At 40.5% G+C, this 24,577-nt stretch carries 20 protein-coding genes and 1 pseudogene; 9 read left to right on the top strand and 12 right to left on the bottom strand.

Annotated features, from left to right (window positions below):
- Window positions 1–44 precede the first annotated feature (44 nt).
- Window positions 45–542: a phosphate-starvation-inducible protein PsiE gene (locus FTU65_RS09040; RefSeq protein WP_180026737.1), complete on the bottom strand. Its 498-nt coding sequence runs from the start codon at window positions 540–542 to the stop codon at window positions 45–47.
- A gap of 170 nt (window positions 543–712) precedes the next feature.
- On the opposite strand from FTU65_RS09040, the gene FTU65_RS09035 reads away from it, so the two are divergent.
- Window positions 713–1,345 carry an FMN-binding negative transcriptional regulator gene (locus FTU65_RS09035; protein ID WP_180065273.1) on the top strand — a complete coding sequence of 211 codons (633 nt, stop codon included), beginning with the start codon at window positions 713–715 and terminating at the stop codon, window positions 1,343–1,345.
- A gap of 14 nt (window positions 1,346–1,359) precedes the next feature.
- Window positions 1,360–1,893, top strand: coding sequence for a GNAT family N-acetyltransferase (locus FTU65_RS09030; RefSeq protein WP_180065272.1), 534 nt, complete (start codon window positions 1,360–1,362; stop codon window positions 1,891–1,893).
- Window positions 1,894–2,016: 123 nt separating this feature from the next.
- Here the strand turns inward: FTU65_RS09030 and FTU65_RS09025 are convergent, their stop codons facing one another.
- The 3 genes from FTU65_RS09025 to FTU65_RS09015 form a co-directional block, all read right to left on the bottom strand.
- Complete coding sequence (locus tag FTU65_RS09025; protein WP_180010979.1) at window positions 2,017–3,798, bottom strand: acyl-CoA dehydrogenase C-terminal domain-containing protein; 1,782 nt, start codon at window positions 3,796–3,798, stop codon at window positions 2,017–2,019.
- A gap of 192 nt (window positions 3,799–3,990) precedes the next feature.
- Window positions 3,991–5,793 carry an acyl-CoA dehydrogenase C-terminal domain-containing protein gene (locus FTU65_RS09020; protein WP_078194152.1) on the bottom strand — a complete coding sequence of 601 codons (1,803 nt, stop codon included), beginning with the start codon at window positions 5,791–5,793 and terminating at the stop codon, window positions 3,991–3,993.
- A 317-nt stretch (window positions 5,794–6,110) separates the two neighbouring features.
- Entirely contained in the window at window positions 6,111–6,740 is a 630-nt protein-coding gene (locus tag FTU65_RS09015) for a hypothetical protein (RefSeq protein ID WP_180010981.1), read from the bottom strand.
- 134 nt (window positions 6,741–6,874) lie between these two features.
- Between FTU65_RS09015 and baeS the strand changes: the two genes are divergently transcribed.
- The 6 genes from baeS (at window position 6,875) to FTU65_RS08985 (ending at window position 15,702) form a co-directional block, all read left to right on the top strand.
- Window positions 6,875–8,545, top strand: coding sequence for a sensor histidine kinase efflux regulator BaeS (gene baeS / locus FTU65_RS09010; protein ID WP_180065271.1), 1,671 nt, complete (start codon window positions 6,875–6,877; stop codon window positions 8,543–8,545).
- A 12-nt stretch (window positions 8,546–8,557) separates the two neighbouring features.
- Window positions 8,558–9,244, top strand: a complete 687-nt coding sequence (locus tag FTU65_RS09005; protein ID WP_180010985.1) for a response regulator — start codon at window positions 8,558–8,560, stop codon at window positions 9,242–9,244.
- A gap of 86 nt (window positions 9,245–9,330) precedes the next feature.
- A complete protein-coding gene (locus FTU65_RS09000; protein WP_218946169.1) occupies window positions 9,331–10,737 on the top strand; it encodes a hypothetical protein in 1,407 nt (468 codons plus the stop codon).
- Between the two features lie 26 nt (window positions 10,738–10,763).
- Complete coding sequence (locus tag FTU65_RS08995; RefSeq protein ID WP_257222989.1) at window positions 10,764–11,855, top strand: hypothetical protein; 1,092 nt, start codon at window positions 10,764–10,766, stop codon at window positions 11,853–11,855.
- Window positions 11,856–12,294: 439 nt separating this feature from the next.
- Window positions 12,295–13,992, top strand: coding sequence for a carboxypeptidase regulatory-like domain-containing protein (locus tag FTU65_RS08990; protein ID WP_180010987.1), 1,698 nt, complete (start codon window positions 12,295–12,297; stop codon window positions 13,990–13,992).
- A 354-nt stretch (window positions 13,993–14,346) separates the two neighbouring features.
- Entirely contained in the window at window positions 14,347–15,702 is a 1,356-nt protein-coding gene (locus tag FTU65_RS08985) for an amino acid permease (RefSeq protein ID WP_180010989.1), read from the top strand.
- A 207-nt stretch (window positions 15,703–15,909) separates the two neighbouring features.
- Here FTU65_RS08985 and FTU65_RS08980 read toward each other — a convergent pair whose 3' ends face one another.
- The 5 genes and pseudogenes from FTU65_RS08980 to FTU65_RS08960 form a co-directional block, all read right to left on the bottom strand.
- Complete coding sequence (locus FTU65_RS08980) at window positions 15,910–16,341, bottom strand: hypothetical protein (RefSeq protein ID WP_180010991.1); 432 nt, start codon at window positions 16,339–16,341, stop codon at window positions 15,910–15,912.
- A gap of 191 nt (window positions 16,342–16,532) precedes the next feature.
- Window positions 16,533–16,904: an MmcQ/YjbR family DNA-binding protein gene (locus FTU65_RS08975; protein WP_218946194.1), complete on the bottom strand. Its 372-nt coding sequence runs from the start codon at window positions 16,902–16,904 to the stop codon at window positions 16,533–16,535.
- 36 nt (window positions 16,905–16,940) lie between these two features.
- Window positions 16,941–17,547: pseudogene (locus FTU65_RS08970) on the bottom strand (murein L,D-transpeptidase family protein).
- 112 nt (window positions 17,548–17,659) lie between these two features.
- Window positions 17,660–19,105, bottom strand: a complete 1,446-nt coding sequence (locus FTU65_RS08965) for a YdiU family protein (protein WP_180065269.1) — start codon at window positions 19,103–19,105, stop codon at window positions 17,660–17,662.
- A gap of 125 nt (window positions 19,106–19,230) precedes the next feature.
- On the bottom strand, window positions 19,231–20,391 hold the full coding sequence (locus tag FTU65_RS08960) for an acyl-CoA desaturase (RefSeq protein WP_180065268.1): 1,161 nt from the start codon (window positions 20,389–20,391) through the stop codon (window positions 19,231–19,233).
- A gap of 314 nt (window positions 20,392–20,705) precedes the next feature.
- On the opposite strand from FTU65_RS08960, the gene FTU65_RS08955 reads away from it, so the two are divergent.
- Window positions 20,706–21,128, top strand: coding sequence for an META domain-containing protein (locus FTU65_RS08955; RefSeq protein ID WP_180066662.1), 423 nt, complete (start codon window positions 20,706–20,708; stop codon window positions 21,126–21,128).
- Window positions 21,129–21,153: 25 nt separating this feature from the next.
- On the opposite strand, the gene FTU65_RS08950 is transcribed toward FTU65_RS08955, so the two are convergent.
- The 3 genes from FTU65_RS08950 to FTU65_RS08940 all read right to left on the bottom strand — a co-directional run bounded on the left by FTU65_RS08950 (window position 21,154) and on the right by FTU65_RS08940 (window position 24,538).
- Window positions 21,154–21,867 carry a glycerophosphodiester phosphodiesterase gene (locus tag FTU65_RS08950; RefSeq protein ID WP_180065266.1) on the bottom strand — a complete coding sequence of 238 codons (714 nt, stop codon included), beginning with the start codon at window positions 21,865–21,867 and terminating at the stop codon, window positions 21,154–21,156.
- A gap of 185 nt (window positions 21,868–22,052) precedes the next feature.
- On the bottom strand, window positions 22,053–22,637 hold the full coding sequence (locus FTU65_RS08945) for a cob(I)yrinic acid a,c-diamide adenosyltransferase (RefSeq protein ID WP_111885379.1): 585 nt from the start codon (window positions 22,635–22,637) through the stop codon (window positions 22,053–22,055).
- 47 nt (window positions 22,638–22,684) lie between these two features.
- On the bottom strand, window positions 22,685–24,538 hold the full coding sequence (locus tag FTU65_RS08940) for a TonB-dependent siderophore receptor (RefSeq protein WP_180011767.1): 1,854 nt from the start codon (window positions 24,536–24,538) through the stop codon (window positions 22,685–22,687).
- Window positions 24,539–24,577: the final 39 nt, after the last annotated feature.

Below are 24,577 nucleotides of genomic sequence, written 5' to 3'. Positions count from 1 at the left end.
AATCTCCCCAAACCCCTCCTTAAAAAAGAGGGGCTTTAATAAGACTAAGCTAACTCATCATCTTGCGGACGTGGGGTTTTTCCTTCAGGCAGTGGCTTCTCGGAATGCTTATCTCGAATAACCGAAGGATATGTCCAAGAGGCATAGCGCACAATCAAAATGGCCACAGCAAGGATGAGGATCGAACCTGTAGTAATGACCAAGCCCATATCCGCTTTATGGTCATGTTGAATGTCCGAAATCAGTAAACGGGTCAGGGCAGTAATAGCAATATAAATCAGGAAGCGAACAGGCATGTGGTTGGTTTTAAAATAAATACCAACCATGGCACCGAGTTCGAGGTAAATAAACAATAATAAAATATCGTCAATCGTGGCGAATTGCTTAACTGTAATAATTTCAAAAATGGTATGACCCGCAGACCATAAAATCATACAGCCGATGACAAACAGCGCAAGATAATGAAAACCTTCTACAGCAAGATTGCCAAGTCGGTCGAGGAGGGCTTCAATTTTTTCTACTTTAGGATCACGGTGTTTCATATATCTTCCTCCTGTGTAAATTGCGTGAATATTCAATCAAGAACAAGTCATTAAATACCAAGCAAATTTCATGCACATGAAGCGCATATGACATAAATATTTTTTAGGTTAAATAAAGTCTTTAATGTTAAGTTTGAGCTTAAATTTTGTCCTATTAGAATGAAGCGACGATGTATCAACCAACGCATTTTAAACAGAATGAACTCCCTGATCTGATTGATCTTATGCGTAAGTATGCTTTGGCGACAGTAATACTGACTGCACCCAATGGTGAGTTGGAAGTGAATCATTTACCACTAGAATATGACACTGAGTCAGGCGAATTGGGTATATTGCGCGGTCATATTGCCAAGACCAATCCAATGTTTGAATTACTAAATCAGTCAGCGCAAGCCTATGTGATTTTTCATGCCGACGAAGCATATATTTCGCCTAGCTGGTATGAAGGAAAGCAGGAACATCATCGCGTTGTGCCGACATGGAACTATCGCGTGGTACATGTCAAAGGCAAGATACGTATAATTGCAGATGAAAAATATTTACGAGGGCTTCTGGCTCGGTTGACTCGGCAACATGAAGCTAGCCAACCCATGCCATGGAAAATGGGTGATGCACCGAATGATTTTATTGCGGAACAACTGGAAAAAATTGTAGCAATTGAAATCGATATTCAGTCGATGATCGGGAAATTTAAAGTCAGTCAAAATCGCAGCGCTATAGATGCGATGAATGTGGAAAAAGCTTTGGAAAGGTCGAATGCTGAAATGGCGGAGTCGATCAAAAAATTTTATCCCATGAAATAACAGGCTAAATAATCATGCCCAATATGATTGAAACTGAACGTTTATGCCTGAGAAAGTATCAGTTAGGAGATGAAATTTCATTATTTGATACATATTTTTCGAATATAGAAGCAACTCGTTATCTGCAGCGGTTGCCACATAAAACGATTCAACAGACTAAGAGTGTTTTAGAAAAGTGGGCAGATCATTATTGGTCGATACACAATCCTGATTTTGCATGGGTGATTAGTGATAAGAATACGCATTTAGCGATGGGCTTACTGTATTTCTTCAATCAAGAAAACCATGGAGAAATACATTTTGGGTTAGGGGTGAATTTTCATGGTTGTGGTTATATGACTGAGGCTTTAATTGGAGGAATTAAGTATTTAAAGCAGAATCATGTCACGAAGGTTGTTTCATCTTTTTGTGCTGAGGAACATCTAGCATCACAAAATGTCTTAATGAAGGCAGGATTTAAACAAGATAAAGATACAACGCATTGGGCTACATTTCCAATGCTAGACGATCAGCTCCATTCTTGTTTTACATATCGAATGGAATTATGAGATTATGAATAAGTAAATATGCTTATGATTTTTTGAAAAAGTTGCACTCAGTGTTTATGTAATAAGAGCAGTAAAATAAAAAAATGCCCGATAAATCGGGCATTTTTGATTTTGTACGGCTAATTAAGCTTGGTTGGTAAAGTAATCTTCAGAGAAGTTCATGATCACTTCAGAACCTGCTTTCACTTTAGCAATGCGTAAAGCCAATTCAGGCAAAATACGCTGCGTGAAGTAAAGAGTCAGTGCAAGTTTGTTTTGGTAGAATTCGCCATCTTTGTCTTTTGCTGCATCTGCAATGCGGGCAAACATATAGGCAAAGCTGAGTAGGCCTACAGCATGTAGGTAATCAACGGCTGCTGAGTTCGGGAATTCAATGTTTTCACGAGCAGCTTCAAGTACATATTGAGTCACAGCTTCAACTTCAGCTGCTGCATCTAATGTTGCATCTTTGATGTAGTTCAAGCTGGCATCTAAATTATTGGCAAAATCACGGATTTCTTGGATATATTCAGCAATGAATTCACCATTGCACTTAATGGTTTTTCGACCAATTAAGTCTTGCGATTGAACACCGTTGGTCCCTTCGTAAATCTGTGCAATACGGAGGTCACGGATACATTGTTCCATACCCCATTCACGAATAAAGCCATGACCACCGAAGACCATTTGCGCATCGAGTGTTGCTTGGAAAGCTGTATCAGTTAAATACGCTTTCGCAATCGGTGTTAATAGCGCAACACGGTTATTGGCTGCTTTGACTGCTTCTGGGTCAGTAGAGAACTTGGTAATGTCCAGTTGTTGACCAACATAAACCGCAAATGCACGAGACGCTTCATTGTTGGCACGTGCGTTCAGCAACATACGACGTACATCACCATGAACTAAGATGCTGTCTGCAGGTTTTGCAGGCGATTGAACGCCAGAAGCGCTACGGCCTTGTAAACGATCAGTCGCATATTGCGCTGCATTTTGATAAGCAAATTCAGAAGCACCTAGGCCTTGAATACCCATAGACAGACGTTCGTAGTTCATCATGACGAACATCGCTGCAAGGCCTTCATTTTCTTTACCAACCAGGTAGCCTTTCGCGCCATCAAAGTTCATCACACATGTTGCAGACGCTTTGATCCCCATTTTATGTTCAATAGAACCAGGGCCTACAGCATTACGCTCTCCCAATGAACCATCTGCATTCACCAAGAATTTAGGTACGATGAAGAGTGAAATTCCGCGTGAGCCCGCAGGCGCATCAGGCGTTTTCGCTAAAACTAAGTGGATGATATTTTCAGAAAGGTCGTGGTCACCGCCAGTGATGAAGATTTTCGTACCAGTAATGTTATAAGTACCGTCTTCATTACGTTCGGCTTTAGTTTTAATAATGCCTAAGTCTGTACCTGCATGCGGTTCAGTTAAGCACATCGTGCCTGACCATTCGCCTGTATACATTTTCGGCAAATAAGTTTCTTTTTGCTCTTGTGATGCATAGCTGTTTAATGCCATGCCTGCACCTACAGAAAGAAGTGGGTAGAGCATGAATGATGGGTTGGTTGCAAACAGCATTTCGTCAGACAGAACAGTCAGCATTTTTGGCATGCCTTGACCGCCCCATTCTTCATCTGCGCCTAGACCAATCCAGCCGCCTTCTGCATATTGTTTAAATGCTTCTTTGAAACCAGCAGGAGTCGTGACATTGCCATTGCTATAGCTTGCGCCTTCTTCATCACCTGTGCGGTTTAAAGGATGAGTGACGTTTTGCGCAAATTTTGCCATTTCTTCAAGAATGGCTTCTGCAGTTGCAGCATCAACGTGAGCAAGATTTTCGTTGTTTTGCCAGAATTGTTCTGCTTTAAAAACATCATTTAAGATGAATTTCATATCTGCAAGTGGCGCATTATAAATTGGCATGTTCGTTCACCTGTTTATTGTTTGAATCTATGGACTTGGGGCAATTTGTATCGACACAAAGCGTGAAGAAAATTGGCCTAAGTAAAACTGTGGGACTATTTATAAAGAAAAAGGACTGCCAATGCTATGACCGTCCTTTCTCTATTTCTGCACTCAAGAGTACAATCTTTTGAATATGTTTAGATATTCACATTAGAATGCAAAGTGTTCTGCATCCAATGCCATAAGAGGATCTAGGCCACCTGCAATCACTTCTACATGAGAGCGAACGCGTGGTAAGATTTTCTTGAAGTAGAAACGGGCAGTCGTTACTTTTGCATTGTAGAAATCAACATCTGTTGTTCCTGCAGCTAAAGTTTCTTGTGCAACTAGCGCCATGCGAGCCCATAAATAAGCAAGCGTCACATAACCAGAGAAGTAGAGGTAATCGACTGCAGCAGCACCTACTTCTTCAGGGTTTTGCATTGCTTTCATACCAATCTGCATGGTTAAGTCGCCCCATTCTTTGTTTAGCGCAGCAAGCGGCTCAACAAATTCTTTCATGGCAGCGTTGTCTTTGTTAGCTTCAACAAATTTATGGATGATCTTGGTGAAGTCTTTCAACATTGCACCTTGAGTACCCAATACTTTACGGCCTAACAAGTCAATTGCTTGAATTTCAGTCGTACCTTCGTACAAGCATGAAATACGTGTATCACGTACAATTTGTTCCATACCATGTTCAGAAATGAAGCCGTGGCCACCAAATACTTGAACACCGTGTTTTGCAGATTCAGAACCTGTTTCAGTCAAGAATGCTTTAGCAATTGGAGTTAGTAGAGACAAAATGTTGTCAGAGAACTTACGTTCTTCTTCCGTTGCACCTTGTTCCACGATATCGGCATGGAAAGACAATAAGTAAACCAGAGCACGACCAGCTTCAGCAAATGATTTTTGCGTAAGCAGCATGTTGCGTACTGCAGGGTGAACGATAATTGGATCTGCTTCTTTTTCAGGTGCTTTAGGGCCTGAAAGTGAACGCATTGCCAAACGGTCTTTTGCGTAAGCAAGTGCACCTTGGAAAGCGCCTTCAGAAGCTGAAAGACCTTGTACAGCAGTACCGATACGTGCAGTGTTCATGAATGTGAACATGCAGTTTAGACCGCGGTTTTCAGGGCCAATCAAGAAGCCTTTTGCGTTATCAAAGTTGATGACACAAGTCGCGTTACCATGGATACCCATTTTGTGTTCAATCGAACCACAACGTACCGCATTGCGCTCACCAATTGAGCCATCAGCATTTACATTGAATTTAGGTACGATGAATAATGAAATACCTTTCGTGCCTTTTGGTGCACCTGGAAGACGAGCAAGTACGATATGGATGATGTTTTCAGCCATGTCGTGTTCACCAGCAGAGATAAAGATTTTCTCGCCAGAAATTGCATAGCTACCGTCTGCTTGTGGTTCAGCTTTAGAGCGGATAATACCTAAGTCAGAACCTGCATGAGATTCTGTTAAGCACATCGTACCAGTCCATTCACCTGAAACAAGTTTAGGAAGGTAAGTGTCTTTTTGCTCTTGAGAACCGTGATGTTCTAATGTACGGACAGCACCATGAGATAGACCAGGGTACATACCCCATGCCCAGTTCGAAGTACCCACCATTTCTGAAATGATGTTGCCTAAAGAAACCGGTAAGCCTTGACCGCCGTATTGTTCTTCAGCAGATAAAGATGGGAAACCGAGTTCGATATATTTTTGATACGCTTCTTTAAAACCAGTTGGTGTTGTTACAACGCCATCATTCCAAGTACAACCTTCACGGTCGCCGACTTGGTTAAGAGGAGAAAGTTCATTTTCACAGAAGTCAGCAGCCGCTTCTAGATATTGGTCAACCAACTCACGACTTACGGTGTCAGAAAATGCAGGCAGTTGTGCATAGTGATCTTCTGCTTTTAAAAGTTCATGCAGAACAAATTGCATATCACGTAAGGGCGCTTTGTATTGTGGCATATCGTTTTCCTCAATACTGGTTTCTACCAGCGTTAGTAATCCTAAATAAACATTTGAACGTATCTTCAATGACACGTATTGGAATGGTTCTAATCGTGCAACATCTTCTTATTGGGTACAAGCATTTCAGGGCGATTTGTTGGTGACTGTAAAGTCAAAGAAATATCCCTTGAAAAAGCTAAGTGCATTGAGTGTAAACGCTTTTAGATGAAAATGAATGACACAAATAGTCAAAAAGCGTAAAAAGATATGTCCAATAAAAAAGGCACTCATGGGAGTGCCTTTTTTAAGCAATGGTATTGCGATCTAAGTTTGGATTATTTCACTGGTGCTGGCGTCGGGGCAACAGGGGCTTTAGGTTGGAAACGCACTTCACATTTACCATTGATCTGCTGTTCACCAACTTTAATCGCAACCGCGCTGCCATCGGTTTTGCCTTGGCATGCTTTCATAATCGCTTGTTGTTTGGCTTGGCGTTCCGCTAAACGCTGATCAAACTGTTTAGTCAGCTCTGCACGTTTTGCATCAGTCAGTGGCTCACCGCGTTGCATCTGACCACGTATGTCGCCACGCATTGGACGATGTTCACCGCGCATTGGTTTGTGTTCACCACGCGCTTTTTTCATGTCCTGACGGTCTGCTTTGAACACCATGGTACATGTACCATCAATGTTTTTTTCGCCAGCTTTTACTTGAACAGTTGAACCTATCGTCTTGCCATTACAAGCTTTTTGCATATCAGCAAACACTTGACGTTGCTCGGCACGCATTTGTTTAAAATGTTCACGTTGCTCAGGTGACATACGACGATCTTGATCACCATGATGTTGTTTCATCATACGGCCATGATCGTTATCTTTTGGTGCGGTTGTCGATTGACAGGCAGTGAGTGCACCCATGCTCAATACGCTTGCACCGATTAAAGCCATTTTGGTCATTTGTTTCATAGTCTTTACCCCACCAGATTAGATATTTTTTCAATGGTTAAAGATTAAATAATAAAGATGTAGAAACAATGGAGAGTTTTTTAGTAGCGTGTTCGCTACAATAATGAATATAGAAGAAAAATGAGAGTTCTCTTTTGAAAATACGTCGTATCCCGATTGCCTTACGCTTGTTTCTGACTGTGCTGTTGACGACGCTCGTCATCACAACGGTAAGTCTTGGCGTGTTGCATTGGAATATGCAGCGTAATTTCACCAAATATGTGGCCGATGTCGAGATGCAAAAGCTTGACCATGTCATTGAAAATTTAGCCGATGTGTATACGGTTTATCATGATTGGGGAAATGCGATTCAGGCGCAGATTCTACAAATTGAAGGGCAGGCAGCACCCGATGACTATGATCGTCTCTCTCGGTGGTGGCTACGTCGTCAATATGACATTGCATTGCAGCAGCGCTATTTCCAAGATCATAGTTTAAATGCAGCATCGATGCTGGCAACACCACAGCATACGGCAGAGCAAAAAATTGAAGAGCTAAAATGGCTGGAACAAAACTTACCATCTGAGTTCCAACCCTTTGAAGGTTTAAAATTTCCTTTAAGTACGAACCAAAATGTATTCCGTCCAAAAGAGTCGAACACGGATGAAAAAGATGCAGATCAATCCTCACAAAGTAACAGTAATAATGGTGGTAAGAAACAATTTATCCAAATGCCTGACCGCTTGGGCTTGAGTTCGCGTTTATCTTTATATGATGCACAGCGCCAATTTGTTGTGGGTGAGCCGACAGATGAACAGATTTCTTATCGTCCGATTATGGTGAATAATCAAATCGTGGGATATTTGGGGCTCAAACCTGTCCTCGATCAAGATGATGCGATCAGTATTAACTTCTTTAGTAAGCAAAAACGTTATTTATTATTGGTTTATGCGCTTAGTTTTATTGCGAGTTTAATTGCAGCATTGTTATTGGCAACATACTTTAAAAAACCGATTCAGCGTTTGTTAATGGGAACACGTGAATTAACCAAGGGCAATTATCAACATCAAGTTGCAGTGAACCGTAATGATGAGCTTGGTGATTTATCGAATGAATTGAATCAGTTGGCCGTAATTCTCGATCAGCATGAAACGTCACGTCGTCAATGGGTGGCTGATACTTCACATGAATTGAAAACGCCATTGGCCGTGTTACAGGCTCAAATTGAGGCGATGCAGGACGGTATTCGTAAGCCAACGCCAGAGCATTTTACTTCGATGCTGAATCAAGTGAGTAGTTTGAAAAAATTGACCAAAGATTTGGCAGATTTGGCACAAGCCGATGCACAACAACTGAATTGTTATTTGACCACGCTCAATCCTTGGGATGTAGTGATCCAAGAGGTTGAAAGCTTTAAGCCGAAGTTTGAGCAAGCAGATTTGAAAATTACCGCAATGGGCGAAGGGACTTCATTACAATTAGATATAGACCGTTTTAAACAGATTATGGTCAACTTATTGGGTAACAGTATTCGTTATACGGAAGCTGGTGGTGAAGTGCATGTTCATACTGAGCAAGATGAAACCCAGTGGACCGTGTATGTTGATGACAGCCCATTTGGTTTAACTGATGAGCAGTTGGCACGTTTAGGTGAGCGTTTCTATCGTGTGGATGATTCACGTACGCGTGCAACTGGTGGTACAGGATTAGGATTGGCGTTATCCGTAAAAATAGCTAGAGCATTGGGTGGAGAGTTGAGTTTTGATCATTCTCCATTGGGCGGTTTGCGTTGCAAATTGACATTTCCCAAACAGATGAAATATTAAAAGGAAGCATGCATGAAACATATCATGTTGGTTGAAGATGAAGTGGAACTTGCACAGCTGGTGCGTGATTATCTAGAGGCTGCAGGCTTTGAAGTCAGCATGTTTCATGATGGGCAAGAAGCCTATGAGAGCTTCACGCAGCGTAAGCCGAGTCTAATGATTTTGGACCTAATGGTGCCACGTATGGATGGCTTAACCATTTGCCGTAAAGTCCGTGAGCAGTCTGATCTGCCAATTATTATGGTGACTGCACGCACTGAAGAAATTGACCGTGTATTGGGGCTCAATATGGGTGCTGACGATTATGTCTGCAAACCGTTTAGTCCGAAAGAATTGGTGGCACGTGTGCAAGCGGTATTACGTCGTTTAGAACGTAAAGCAGAGCCAGAGGTGAATGATTTATTCCGTATGGACAAAGCACAGCAACGTATTTGGTATCAACAAAAAGCGTTGAGCTTAACGCCAACAGAGTTTCGTTTACTTGAGTTGTTTTTAGAGCATGTAGGGCAGGTGTATTCACGTGCGCAATTGCTTGATCATATTAACCCAGACAGTTTTGAAGTGGCTGACCGTGTGATTGATAGTCATATTAAAAATTTACGTCGTAAGATTTCAGATGTAGCGGAAACTGGCAACCGTCATGAATGGATTCAAGCCGTGTATGGCGTTGGCTACCGTTTTGAATATCCAGAAGATTAATGTTACTTTTTGTTCTTGAATCTTTTTTTAAAAGCCTTTAATTTTTAAAGGCTTTTTTATTTGTATTTTTAAGAGGGAAAAACATAATGATTTTAAAAAAAACCTTATTAGCAATAAGCTGTTCTGTAATTTTAACTGCATGTGGCGGTGGTGGCGGCGGGTCTTCTAGTAGTGGTGGGACTTCAGATAATGGCGGTTCAAATGGGGAAACAGCTAACCCATCAAATCCAGCAACAGATTTAGAGAAAGCTAAAGTATTAATCAAAACTACGAACAATATTATTGCCTATTTTGACAGTTTTAAAGGTTTGCAGTCTCAGTATGAGCCTGCATTTGATGCTGTAAGTAATGCAGGAAATGATATTAGTAATGCTTCTGATCTCATCATTACTTTAGCTTCATTGGCGCAGAAAGATGCTCAAGGTTCCACAAAAGACTATACCGCTGCAGAATTAGAGGCACTTTTAGAGGATGATGCGACCTATGGGGGGATATATTATCCAGATTATATTTTGAGCAAAAATGGTCTTAAAATCAGCGTAACACCGACTTCAGTTTCTGTTAATGGAAGTGTATCGGCTAAATATTGGATGGACTATATTTGGGATAGCAGTACTTTTACTGGAAAAGATGTTTTTAGCGATGCGGTTTTGATTACTGTAAGCAATTTAAAGTTGGATGCGCCATTCACAGCATCTGCAAAACAGCATGATTTTAAAATAGTTTCAGGCGGTAAAATCACAGCTAAAAATGCGGATGGATTAGAATCAAGCTTAGGGTTTAATAGCAACAGTACCGCTCAAGTTGTTTATGATACAGCTATCAAGCTGGAAGACTCAGAAAGTGAAAATGCTCCGGTTACGGCACAATTTAAATTTTTAAATGTTTTGTTAACAACTCAGAACGCGAAGCTGAATTTAACTGAACTTTCAAGCAAAGCTGCTCGAGTTAAATTCAAAAATGGTACTGAAACATTTAATCAAATTATTCCATATGAAATTATTTTGAAAGGTGAAGCTTTAAGCGGAGCAGAAAACTTAGGCTTAGATGCAAATATTAAGCTAAAAAATGATCTGACTAAAACCTTTGATATTACCCAAGGCGAATCTGCGGCTGCATTTATTAATGCAGATTTGACAGTTAATCTCTCTGGTAACGTAAAAGGTGGGGGGGCTGCTGTGAAGCCATTCAGTTTACTGCTTAACGCTAAAAGGAATGATTACCAAAAAGGGATAGCAAATCTTAAAGTTACAGTTGATCAAAATACATTAAATATAGATGTAAAAACTGACAATCTGATCGCGCAATCTCCAATTATCTGGTCAAGAGTATCTCATGCGAATGGTGCATTTGTAGAAATTCCAGATTTAGATCAATTCAGTTCTGCTGATATTAAAGTCGGTACTGTTAGCTACGGTACGATCAATAGAGTATCGAATAGCATTTATTCTGCGAAATTTACCGATAACACTGTGTTAATGATTGCACCATAATAATGAATTAAGGAGAGGGGGTAACGATGTTCCCCCTTTTTTCTATGTTGAAAAAAAAATTAGTATTATTGGGATTATCGCTCCCGTTTTATAGCTATGCACAAGAGGCTATCTATTATCAAGTGCAAGCAGATGTTTATAGTGAACCGTTAGCGATTCATGCATTTACAGATGATTGGGGTGATTCTAAGTTTAAATCAGGAAAAAATGCATTTGCTCATGGTTTAATGCAATTGGGCGTAAAGCAGGGTAATTGGGATTTTAGCTGGATCTGGCGATATGACTATGCGCTCAATTTCAGTGAGGATACAGCAAAGCTTTATTATCAAATACAGAATGAACTGCCTATCGATGCAAACTCAACGTATGACTTGAGGCTTGAAGCACAGCATATTGATACTGTTGGGTCTCGGGCTGCCTATACATGGCCCATTAGTTCGAATTGGAATTTAGAAACGGGTATAACCGCGTTAATTGGGCGTCATTATATTGATGGTCATATTAATGCGCTAGGGGTAACGACAGATCAGCAAGAGCTTATGGACCGCGTCAAATGGCTGAATGGGAGCATAGATTACAGTTATGATCATCCTGCTTTGAAAGAAGATGAAATGGGCTGGAATGAGCAGGCGCATAGCGGGTATGGCTATGCCCTAGATGCGACTTTAAGAGGTGCTATTGCAAAAAATTGGAATTTAAAAATTAATATTCAGGATGCATTGGCATATTTATATTGGCAAGATGCTCCATACACACGATATAACATCAGCTATGATCAAGATAAGCGTCCACGGTTTGATATTCAGGGAGAGTTTGATAAAGATAAGACCTATGCGCAAAAGCTGCCATTTAAAATTTATACGGATTTAAATTATGACTCAGAGCAGGCTTGGAGTTTAGGACTCAGTTCAATCTCAAATGAGTATATAAGTCTTTGGCAGCTCAATGCATATTGGAATACAGGGCTAATGTGGGGAATCCATTTTGAACCCCAAACCAATTCGTTTGGCCTTTCCGTCAAACATGAAAACTTTGGTTTTAAATACATAGCAGATTCATTCAATACCAACCAAGCAAAACGTATGGGCGCGCAAATATATGCGCAATATCTATGGTAAGTGCTGTTGGACCAGCGACTGTAAACAGATTAGCTTCTTTAGAATATGTAAAGTTTTAAGCAGTTGTTTTATTTAGCCGTATTGATATGTATTAAAAAAAGCTTTGCATTGTCATAATGGAATTTAAATTGTTCGGTTATGGATAAGTTTGAATTTATCTATAACCGATTTTTATTTATATCGTAAATTTTTTATTTTTTAAAGTTTTTATTAGTATTAGATATTTATTAGTATTCCATTTTTGAAGGAATGGGCATCCCTTAACAGCAAAACAATGGCAATTGGATGAATGATAAAAATCACATAAAAATGCGAAATTTGCGCATTTAATGAAAATTGGTTATTATTTTGCTGGAATATTCACCAGTATGTTTGGGCTGGTAGAGTTCAATGTAGAGATAACAATTTTTAAAAATGGAAAAGCCAGAGGGCAGAACAGATGAAAAATAGCGCATTTGCAAAAATAATAATGGTCACAGGTGTCTTGGGTTTAACGGCGTGTGGCGGTAATGATCGTGATGAGACTGTAAGCGTACCGCCAGAGCCAGTTGCCGATGCCATGGTACAGAAAAGCGTAGAAGAGCTGACTTTATTAGATGTGAATAATCTTGCCTTAAATGCTGCGTCGATTCAGATTTTAAGTGATGAAGAGTGGCAGAAAGTACAAGCAGGCAGTCTGAAAATAGCAACAAATACAATCACAGCAGATGATTCTGAACAGTTATTTCCACCGATCAACAGTTTACCGACAGCGACTCATTTTAAAGGTCAAAGTTACCTTGCTAATGCTCAAGGCATCGTTAAGCTGCCTAAATTGGCTGCAGGCACATATTATGTTTTGGTCACTAAAAATGGACAGTCTGCAGTTTCAGCATTCTTGATCCATCCTAAAAATACCAATAAGAGCATTGTGCTGAATGTGATACTCAACTGTTTAGACCAAGACTGTCAGACCTTAAGCGATGCACCTGTCAATGATGCAGTAGTCGGTACGTTGTCTGGTCAGGTCATTTATAAAGGAAAGCCTTTAGCGAATGCGCAAGTCGCATTATCTGGCGGTGCTGCGACCAATGGTGCATTTGTCAGTGCAATTACCGATGCCAATGGCTATTTCACGCTTTCATTCAACGTATCAAATGCGCTGCTTGAAGCATTGAAAAATGCCACGCTCACCATTAGCGGTGCAGGAATTAATACTATTACGAAAAAAGTTACGGTCATTGCTTCTTCTGCATCGGGCTATCAATTTGAAGTGCTGCCTGAAACGACATCTGCAGATGCCATATGGCGTGAAACTTTTGAAGCGGACTCTGCTACTCGCAATGCATGGACAAGGTCGCAACCAAGTGTGGCCAATGTCGATTGGCAGTTGCTAAACAAAGGTCACAACATCCGTAATAATCAAGTGAATCAGCGTGTACGCTTAGCGCCGAATGACCAAAGTCAAGGCAAGGTGCCTGAGCCACTGCAAGGTAATACGGCATATTGGTATGGCGACAAAGTAAATGGCAACTTTATTGGCGCTTTAAGTGATTCATCTTTGGCTCCAGAGTTTGATGGCGGAACATCTAATACCCATAATATGGGTGAGTTAATCTCACCTGCCATTAATCTAAGCCAGTATCAAGCGCCTTTGAGTTTAAGCTTTAAAACATGGTGGGAAATTGAGTCGGTCAATCCAAATAATCAAGGGTTCGATTTGATGAATATTTTAGTTTCTACCGACGGTGGCAACAGCTTTAAGACCTTGGCTCGATTAAACCCGCTGGCAGATCCGTCCTCTGCATATGAGCGCGCGCCGATTCCATACAGTAATTTAGGCTTTAACCTCGCGCCGGCTGCTGTTCAGCAAGAAGCAATTTCATTGGATGAATATGCAGGCAAGGCCAATGTTCAACTGAAATTCCAATTCAAAACGGTCGATCAACTTTATAACGGTTTCCGCGGTTGGATGATTGATGATGTGGTGATTCAGAAAAAAGCCGGTACTTTCCCATTATTTGATGGTGCGAGTTTGGATGAAAATTTAGATAGTTTCTCTCAGGACTATAGTGGCGTCACTGCAAAACAAGCGGACACTGTGCTGAAAAGCACGAAGAGTTATGCACGGTGGGCTGACGAGCCACAGCGTAAATAACGATTTACATGGTGCCGTAGTATGAATGGTTAGAATAGGTTTAGGCGTACTGCATTCGCGATCAATCAACCATCAAGCGTGGTGAATGCTAAAAACAGCTCTCAATTGAGAGCTGTTTATATTTGAAAGGGCAATATATTCAGCCACTTTAGCATACTGGCGGCTAAAGATTTCGGATGTTGTAATGGAATCATATGGCCTGTATTGTCAAGCACTATAAATTACCAAGTGCTATGGAGTAATGCAGCTCACACGCTGTATTCCATAATGATTCATACAGAAATAAACTGCGAATATTTGGCTGCAAAGAGCTGCACAGGCTACAATCCACTTTTTTATAAGATGAGACGTGTTGTGAGCAGCGAAATGCCTCAACTGCAGCGCCGATTAAAGAACCGCCATATTCAGCTGATTGCAATGGGTGGCGCAATCGGGACAGGGCTATTTTTAGGCTCTGCGCATATTATTGAGTCGGCTGGACCATCGATAATTCTGGGCTATTTGATTGGTGGTTTGATTGCTTTTCTGATTATGCGCCAGCTGGGCGAGATGATCGTGCAAGAGCCAGTCACAGGTTCATTCAGTCATTTTGCTTTTAAGTATTGGGGCAAATTTGCGGGCTTTTTAACGGGCTGGAACTACTGGATTCTGTATATTTTAGTAGTGATGACCGAGCTGACCGCGATAGGCAAATATGTCAATTACTGGTGGCCGCATGTGCCTGCTTGGGTTTCAGTTTTGGTGTTTTTTGCTGTGATTACGCTAGCCAATTTAGCCAATGTCAAACTGTATGCAGAATCTGAATTTTGGCTGTCGATGATTAAAGTTGTGGCGATTGTTGCCATGATTATTTTTGGTATATATCTGCTACTTACAGCTGGCGCAGACTCTACCGCTTCGATTAGTAATTTATGGGTACATGGCGGCTTCTTCCCGCACGGTTTTGAAGGCTTATTCTACATGCTAGCCTTTATGATGTTTGCTTTTGGCGGCATTGAATTAATCAGCATGGCGGCGGCTGAAACTGAAAATCCTGATCAAAATATCCCGAAAGCGGTGAATCAGACCGTGATCCGCGTGTTCTTATTTTATATCTGTTCCTTGGCGGTACTGCTGTCGCTGGTGCCGTGGAATCAGTTGAAACTTGGCGGTTTGGATCATAGTCCTTTTGTGATGATTTTTAATCAGATGGGGATTGATTGGGCGGCACATTTGCTGAACTTTATTATTTTGACTGCATCCGTTTCGGTCTGTAATAGCGGCATGTATGCCAATAGCCGCATGCTGCTCGGTTTGGCAGAACAGGGCAATGCGCCAAAAGCCTTTAAACAGGTGAATAAGCACGGGACACCGATTGCTGCGGTTTTATTTTCAGCTTTGTTGATTTTTGGCTGTGTGCTGCTGAATTATTTCTTGCCCGAAAAAGCATTGAGTTATTTGATTTATATCGTAGTGAGCGCTGCGGTGCTGAATTGGATGCTGATTAGCTTAATTCATTTAAAGTTTAGAAAAGCGATGCAGCAGCAGGGTGTACAAACTAAGTTTCCTGCATTATTTGCGCCGTTCACCAACTACTTTGTCTTAGTGTTTATGCTGATGATTTTATACATCATGTGGAATCAGGGCTTTATGCTGTCGGTGCTGATGCAGCCCGTATGGATTTTACTGCTGTATGTGCTGTTTAAAGTGATGCAAGCGAAGAAGATTTAATACCATGAAGGCTTAGGGAAGAGCCTTTGTTCATTGCCACTAAAGAATGATTTTGAAAATTCTGACAAAATACGCAAATTGAGTGAGTATTAATATAAAGACTGCTCTAGTGTATTAAATTCTAGGGCGAATTTATATAAGATTATGATTTATATTGGATAAAATAAATTATTTCGTATAACGTGTATTATGTTAATTTTATGAAATTTAAATAACGGATTTTAAATAAATATCCAGAATTGAATATATGAAATAAAGTACTGCACCTAAAAAAAGAAACATTTTCTGCCATTTACTTGTTGATGTTAATTTATTTGCTGCATTTTCAAAATTCTTAACTAATAATTTAGCTTCATCCATAGTACTAGACTTTTTAGATAATAGACTTAAGTATTCAGAATTAAATTTTAAAAAATTTGCCTTATGCCCTAATTGAGCAGATCCGAAAATGAAACTTAATGCTAAAAAAAGCAATGATCCTATAATTAACCAAATTAAATCACTCCAAATGACCTGCTTTAGCTGAGTCAAAATAAAACCAATTGAAGCTGTTGCTGCTGTAAGAAACATAAAAGTAGTTTTTTCAACTAAAGCTGTATGTTGTTTGTGTAGCTCAACTTGTTTAGAATTATCATCCATAATAAATTATTAAAATTCTTAATGTTAAGAAAAATATTAACATAAAAAATTAGGATTAAACGAGACTAATAAATAATAAAGTTTCTAACTCGTTATTTTATAAACAGTGGGGCACCAAACAACTATCTAATTAACATAATAGTGATTATTTGAAATTCTCAATATTAACTTAATTGTAAGGGAAGTGTTATCTAAACACTCCTCAGCAACTCAATCCTTTGCCGCTGTCCTTTATTTAACTTCGACACCACTAATTCATAAGAATTTAGCACCAAATCCTGCAGCAGTTCTTCTTCCAATTCTTCATCTGTAAAAACAGAAATCCAATGCTTCTTATTCATATGCCAGCCCGCACGAATAAAGGGATAAATATCTTTAAGTATTGAGCCATTGTCTGGCAGCACCTTTAAGTTGATGGCCGCTTTGCCTTCCAAATGAAAACTCAGCATAAAGACCTTCTCCATCACTTTAAACACATCACAGCCTTCACCAAAAGGCTGGCTACAGGTGGTTTCAGGCAGGGCTAAGGCCGACTTAGCAGCTACAGTGTGTAATGCAATCATAGGGGATAACCTAAAAATAAGCCTGAGTTTTAAAGCCTAGGGACGAATATGTATAACGGTATCATTATTCACCAATTGCCAAATTTCATCCATATCAATATTACGCACAGCAATGCAGCCCCAAGTCCAATCTTTTTGTGGGAAATAAGTCATCAGTTGTGGTGCAGCTTTCATTTGTAAACTGGTCGCCGAACCATGAATCATAATGTCACCACCTGCAGAAACACCTAAATCTTTAGCCTTTTGTTTATCGGTCGCATTGGGGTAAGAGATATGCAAAGACTTATAAAATGAACTTTGCGGATTGCGCCAATCAATCATATAGCTGCCTTCAGGCGTTTTGCCATCACCTTCTTGAACTTTATGTCCAAGCGGTTGAAAACCCAGACGCATCGGGTAACGCCGAATGACTTGATCCTGATGTTTTAATTCCAAATAACGCTGAGCCTTATGTACCTGAATATTGTCGATCGGCGTTTCTGTGCGAATTTTTTTGAATTTGTAAATCGCTTAATTCAGGTGGAAAGGCCAGTGCATTGGTAGGTGTAGGTAGATATTTTTCAAATTTTTGATAGGCAAAGCAGGCAGCAACAATGCAGACGAGGATAGCGAAACTAAAGATCGTGATATTTTTTCTTGTCATTATTTTTGAGAGGATGAAGTGCTTTCGCAGTCCATCGATTTCTGAATTGTGGATAATGTTTAAATTATCCACAATTTTGATTCGAGTGAAATGTGGATTTGTGGATATTTTTTTAAGACGAGCAGCTGACCATCACTTCAGGCACATCACTTGGTAAAGGTCCTAAATCTTCTGTTGTTTCCAGTTCAGGCTGTTTAGTAAATGGTCGACTGAGCAATGTAAATAAACGTTCTACCTCTGAAAAATCATTGCGTTCAGCTAGCTCAATCGCCTTTTGCGCCATGTGATTTCGCAAAATATAATGCGGATTGGCCTTTGCCATTTCAGCATCTAAAGCATCGGTGTCCTGATGCTCACGGATACTTTCATATTGGGCCAAGAAACCTTCAAAGGCGTGGCGGTCTAAGCAGTCATCTTTAATGGCTTCATATTCATGATTTTGCAGACGAATAAAGCTTTGCGTGTAATCCAGCTGTTCACTTTGCAGAATACGCAAAAAGGCCATGGCGCAGTCAAAGCTGTCTTTATGGAAACTTGGCAAACCCATTTTCTGAGCTAAGCCCAATTTATAATGTTCCAAGAAGGTCAGTTCAAAATGCTCTAAGCACTTAGCTAAATCTTCTTTCCACTGTTCTTTGTCATAGTCCGTAGGGCAGAGCAGAATGAGATTATTCAGCCATTGCCATAAATTCCAATGCCCAATGCTCGGCTGCTGTTGATAGGTATAGCGACCCTGATAATCTGAGTGGTTGTTAATCCAATTTGGACGGAAGCGCTCCATAAAGCCATAAGGGCCAAAGTCTAGGGTTGAACCTGTGATATTTAAATTATCAGTATTCATTACGCCATGTGCAAAACCGACCAGTTGCCAATGTGAGATCATCACCGCAGTACGCTGAATGACTTGGGTCGCAAAGGCCAAAATGGGTTGTTCTGCATCTAAACATTCAGGGTAATGCCATTCAATACATTTTTGGGTAAATTCAGGCAGTAAATCGCCCTGATATTGGTTGATCCATTCGAAATGTCCCAAACGAATATGACAGTCTGATGTACGTAGCATCATCGCGCCAAGCTCGAGTTTTTCACGCTGCACACCTTGCTCAGAGCTGGTAAAACCCACGGCATTACTCGATGCAATACCTAAGCTGTTCAGCGCATGTCCTGCAAGATATTCACGAACTACTGAACGTAGCACTGCACGGCCATCACCCATGCGTGAATAAGGCGTAGAACCTGCACCTTTGAGATGGAGATCTATTGTTTGACCTTGCTTATTGAGGATTTGAGCAATCAGTAAACCGCGTCCATCACCAAGTTGACCGGCCCATTGACCAAACTGATGACCAGCATAGACCATCGCTAGAGGCTCAAATTCCTCAAATGTTTTTTGCCCACTGCAAATCTCTACCCATTGAGCTTTATCTTCATTCGACCATTGTAACTGTTCAGCCAAAGCAGCATTAAAATGCCCCGCTTTTGCACCTTTTAATGGGGAAGGGAGTTGGTGATGATACAGTTTAGGACTAAGTGTCGAATATCGAGTATTGAATTGCATAAGTGCGAAAATACATTTGAAATGAGTTTTACTATAGCAAAGTGCGCTATGAAAACTGTAGCTTTAAAATGAACAAAGCCTCCATCAGGAGGCTTTGTTGTGTGAACAAGAAGTAGCAGAACTGCTTAAACCGTTTTTTTCTTCAAGTTACGCATCAATTGATTCAGTGTTTCACGGTGATGTGAAAGACGTTGCTCAACTTGTTGGAACTCAAGCTTTAACTTGTCATCCATTTGATGGATTTTTTCAGCAACGGCGGTTTTCTTCGCTTGAATTTCCTGTTCTTTTAATTTCGCCCAGTCATTCAAGGTTTGCGAAAACGCATCATATTCTTGAGAAATACGTTGTTTTGCTGTGGCGATGTCATCGGTCATATTCAGACCATAAATCGCAAGGTCTTGTTCAGCATATTTAAACTTCATGGCCAACTCAGCTTTTTTAATATTAAAGCTTGGAATACGGCGTAAGTTCTTTGCCAAACCTAATTTAGAACATGACCAAATTAACCATTTAGTTGGGTCATATTGCCACCACTTAACACCATTACGGTAGTCGTATTGGAAAATGTGGTGATAGTTATGATAACCCTCACCCCAAGTAGCAATAGCTAGAACAAAGTTGTCGCGTGCTGTATTTTCATCAGTATACGGACGTTTGCCCCACATATGGCAAAGTGAGTTAATAAAGAAAGTTACGTGATGGCTTAAGATTAAACGCATTAAACCGCCCAATAACAATACGCCCCACATATCGCCCACAGCCCAACCAATTGGTAACAAAATAGCTGCGTGAACGGCAATCACTAAAGGGATGTAATATTTGTCTTGGAACATCACGACTTTATCTTTTAATAAGTCAGGTGCATTTTTATAGTTTGGTGCTGCTGCTGGATAATCACGAAGCATCCAACCAATATGTGCATACCAAAAACCACGGTTGATTGAGTATGGATCTTGATCCACATCATCAACATGACGGTGATGTGTACGGTGGCCTGAAGCCCAAAATAAAATACTATTTTGAACTGCAAAAGTACCCATCAGCATTAAAATGATTTTTAATGGTAGAGTTGCTTCATAAGCACGATGTGCCCATAAGCGGTGGTAGCCCGCCGTGATTCCTAAACTGCTAACGCCGAGTAAGATAATCATACTGATCCATGCAGCAGCACTAAAATCATGATTCATGGCATATAACGGAATAGCGATAACAGCAACAATTGGTAAGAACACCAATGCAAAAATGGCAATCCAGTTTATTGGGGCTTTGGGTAGGGGAGCATTCATCTCCAACAGCACTCCTGAAACCTTGGGAGGTATTATTGATGTTAATCCCTTTATTTTTTTAAGGGATTAGAGTTGTACAGCATATTAGCACGGTAAAACCCGATTTAACCACTGTTATTGTACAGTTGTATTGTACTAAACAGTAACATAATAAGACTGAAGTTTTCTGACTTTTTAAAGGGAAGATGAACATGCATAAATATCAGCAAAATAAGCATAAAAAACTGCTGAAAATACTTAAAAAACACATGGTTTATGGTGTGTTAAGTAGCGTTATAGGGTTGGCAGCATGTCAAAGTTCCACGCCTTCTGGAATGACTACTAAGTCATCAAGCAGTTCGTTGGAACGTCCTTTAAAAGTCACCCGATTGTCTGATGGGATTCAAGATGTGCAATGGGACATTGTGCAAATATCAGGAAACAAGGCGAAGTTTTTTCACAGTATCCCCTATCTATTATTTAATTCACAATTTAAACAAATTCAAGGCAATACGGGGTGTAATCGTATAGAGGGCAACTATGTGATGGATACTGTGAAAGGCAGCATTGATCTGAATGCGCGTGCAGGATATTTAAGTTGTGATTCTGCCTTGGCACAAGAGGCCGAACTGTCCGATGTGCTACAAGTAGTCACGCAATTTCAAATACAGGGTAAACGTATGACTATGCAGAATAGTCGTGGTCAGACGCTACTTGTCCTTGAGCGTAAATCATCCTTTCAGTACAAGTATGCATAGGTATGATTAGTAGAATGATGCAGTATTAAAAATGCTGCATCATTAATTTCGGAAAATCGGTAATTAAACCGTTTATACCTAAATCCTTTAATTCTTTCGCACGTTCAATATCATTGACAGTCCAAACACTGATATTCAGGTTTGCTTGTTGCGTCGCTCGAATCATTTCTTTCGTTGCCAGTTGATTCATCCAGCCAATTTGACAACATCCTAAAGCTAGGGCTTGATCAATCGCTTTAAATTGGACGTTATCTTCAATCAATAAACCATGTTTGAAATGAGACTTCTGCGTGTTGAGGGCGTAATGAATTTTGGGGTCAAAACTGGTAATCACCGCAGATTGTTCGAAACCTTTTAGCTGATGTTGCAAAACCGCTGTAAGTTGATCTGCTTCATCTTGGTTTTTCACCGCTTTCACCTCAACTTCGATATGATCAAAGTTATGGATGATCTTCAGCGTTTGATCTAATAAAGGTGTTGGCTCAACTTTATTCCATTCAGACCATGTCACTGCATGGTTATACGGTTCTAGTTCAGAACTTTCGCATTCATAGAGATACTTATCTTGGCCGGTGGTACGGATGAATTGATCGTCATGCATCACAATTAAGGCGCGATCTTTTAGCTGTCGCACATCAAATTCAACTGAGCGTATGCCTAAATCTTGAATATATTGGAAACCACCTAGGGTATTTTCAGGTGCTTCACCACGAGCGCCACGGTGACCGATTATGCGCATACGAGGCCTACAAAAAAGGATGTTAAGAACATAATGTCCTGTAAGAATGACAGGGAGATGACACTGTTATTTTGATCCGATCATCCTGAAATACAAGAATGATCGGACGAAATGTTTCGATTTATTTCAATGTAAAATAGACTTTTAATTGGTCAAAGGATTTGAGCAATTTTTGAATCCAAAAATTATTGATCAATCGTGTCGTTAATATTTTTCTGCCACAGCACCTCAGAACCACCTTCAGCGCGTTGTAATGTACGCGATGCGACAAATAACCAGTCAGAGAGTCGGTTAAGTAGCTGCAATGACGGTGCTTGAATGTTCTGGTCACGGTTATGTACAGCCATTAAACGACGTTCTGCACGGCGGCAAACTGCACGCGCTTGATGGGCAAAGCTGCACACCAATGTTCCTGATGGCAGGATAAAGTCTTTGAGCATTGGCAGTGCTTCATTCATACGGTCAATGTCATTTTCCAAAAACTCAATTGACACAGGTTGTACCAAGTTGAAGTTTGGAATGCAGACTTCACCGCCAAGGTCGAATAACCAATGCTGAATCAGGCTGAGCGATTTATCCCAAGCCGCTTTGTCTTCAATACTGCTTAGTGCGATGTGCGAACGCAGAATACCAATGCTTGAATTGAGTTCATCGACATCTCCTAAGGCTTCAATACGTAAATCATCTTTGGCTACGCGTGATCCGTCGCCAAGACCTGTCGTACCTGAATCGCCTGTGCGGGTATAAATTTTACTTAAGCGGTGGCCCATTTTAATTGTCCATTTTTTGATTAAAAGTTGAATAAATCAGTGTGAAATTAATATCTAACTGTGATGCCAAAGGAAGCCAAACGGCCGCCATTTAAATAGAATTTGCCGTCGAAATTGCCAGCAGAAGCCGTTTTATATTGAACATCGCCGACATTTTGAATATTGGCAAAGAAGCGCAGTTGCTCGTTGGGTTGGTAATAACTATTGAAATCAATCTGAGCATGTCCAGGGATCACATCCTCATCATAATTACTGCTGTCTGAATGGCTGTTCGCACTCAGTGTTGTTGACAGCCCATAATGTTCATCAGCCCAACCAGCTGACAATGCCAGTTTTTGACGTGGGCGGCGGCTCAAATCCAAACCTGTTTTATCATTTTTTGCTTGATTGTAGCTATAACTGGCCTTTGTAAAAAATGCCTCATTGCTCCAATTCACATAGACTTCTGAACCTTGAATGGTCACTGCATCAATATTGGCAAACTTCCAGTTATTGTTGGGATCAGAATCAATAAGGTTATCAATTTCAGTTCTGTAGATAGACAAACCAGTTTTTAGTTGTGGTGTCATTTGTAGGTCTAGCCCAATTTCATAGGATTGACTTTCTTCGGGTTTTAAGTCAGGGTTTGCATAGTCGCCATAATATAAGTCGTTCATGGTTGGCGCTTTAAATGCTGTACCAATATTGGCATAGCTACTAAACAACGGCGTGAAAAAATAACGCGCAGCAACTTGTCCGACCGTGTGTTGACCATATTTTTCATGGTCTTCACGACGAATACCCGCTTGAGTTTTTAATTTATCAGTTTGATATTGGTGCTGTAGATAATAACCCGTACTGTTTAAGTCTTGATGAAAAGACTCTGCAGTTTTTAGCGTTGATGTTTCTAGCTTCCGATGGGTGATGCCTGCAATGATGTTCTGAGACGGCGTCATTTGCTGTTTTGCGGTCAGTTCATATTCAGTGGATTCATAATGGGTCTGTTCAAAGATTTTGAGCTGTTCCAACTCATCTTTAAAATAAGACACGCGAGCATTCAGGGTCAGCTGATCTGTGGGGTTGAAGCGTGACTTCAGGGTTGCAATTTGATTTTTAAAATCTTGCGACTTTTGCTCATATTGCAGTGAATTCCAGCTGTATTGCTCATATTGAGCATTACCTTGGTTTTCAGAATAATCCAATGAAGTGCCAAAGCGTGTTTCTTCATAGCCAAATTTGGCAGACACGCCTTTTTGATTAAAGCTAGAAGCTCTGGCATTTTCATGTTCATGAATCAATGTGCCGTCGGTTTCTAAACGCTGTCCACGAATTTGCGCATAAAAACCTTGCTTGGCTAGGTCTACCCCGACAGTACTTTTATAGGTTTGATTTTCACCTATTTCAGCGCTGATAAAAGCTGCATTTTTTTCAGGGGTTTTGCTAATGATTTGTACCACACCACCAATGGCATTGGTGCCATAAAGGACAGATGCTGGGCCTTTTAAAACCTCAATCTGCTTAATGTCTGTGGTATCTATAAAATTATTTGGCGCTAAACCGCTGGCATCATTATTTAAACGGACACCGTCACGCAATACCAAAGTGTGGTCTGACTCTGTGCCACGTAAAAAAAATGAAGCTTGTTGTCCATAGCCACCCAGCTGCACCATATTGATAGAAGCATCACTCATTAATAAATGTGGAAATGATGCAATTGGTGATTGATCTATGAGCGACTCATCAATAATGGAAATACGTGCTGGCACATTTTCTAATTTTTCTTGTGAGCGTGTTGCAGTCACCACAATGGTATCCATTGTTGGTTGAGCAATGCGCGATTCATTTGCAAAACAAGATGTAGAAAAAGCCCAAGCGGCAGCAATGCCTGTAGCGAGTGCTGTAGGGCGAGCTAAAGTTGACATGCGATGCTCCATACATTTACCCCACGTAAATGATTGAGT

The organism is Acinetobacter sp. YH12129, assembly GCF_013418685.1.
In the GTDB taxonomy this organism is placed as follows: Bacteria; Pseudomonadota; Gammaproteobacteria; order Pseudomonadales; family Moraxellaceae; genus Acinetobacter; species Acinetobacter amyesii.
Note: the sequence above shows the minus strand (reverse complement) of the source record. Positions and strands in the feature narration are given on the sequence as shown.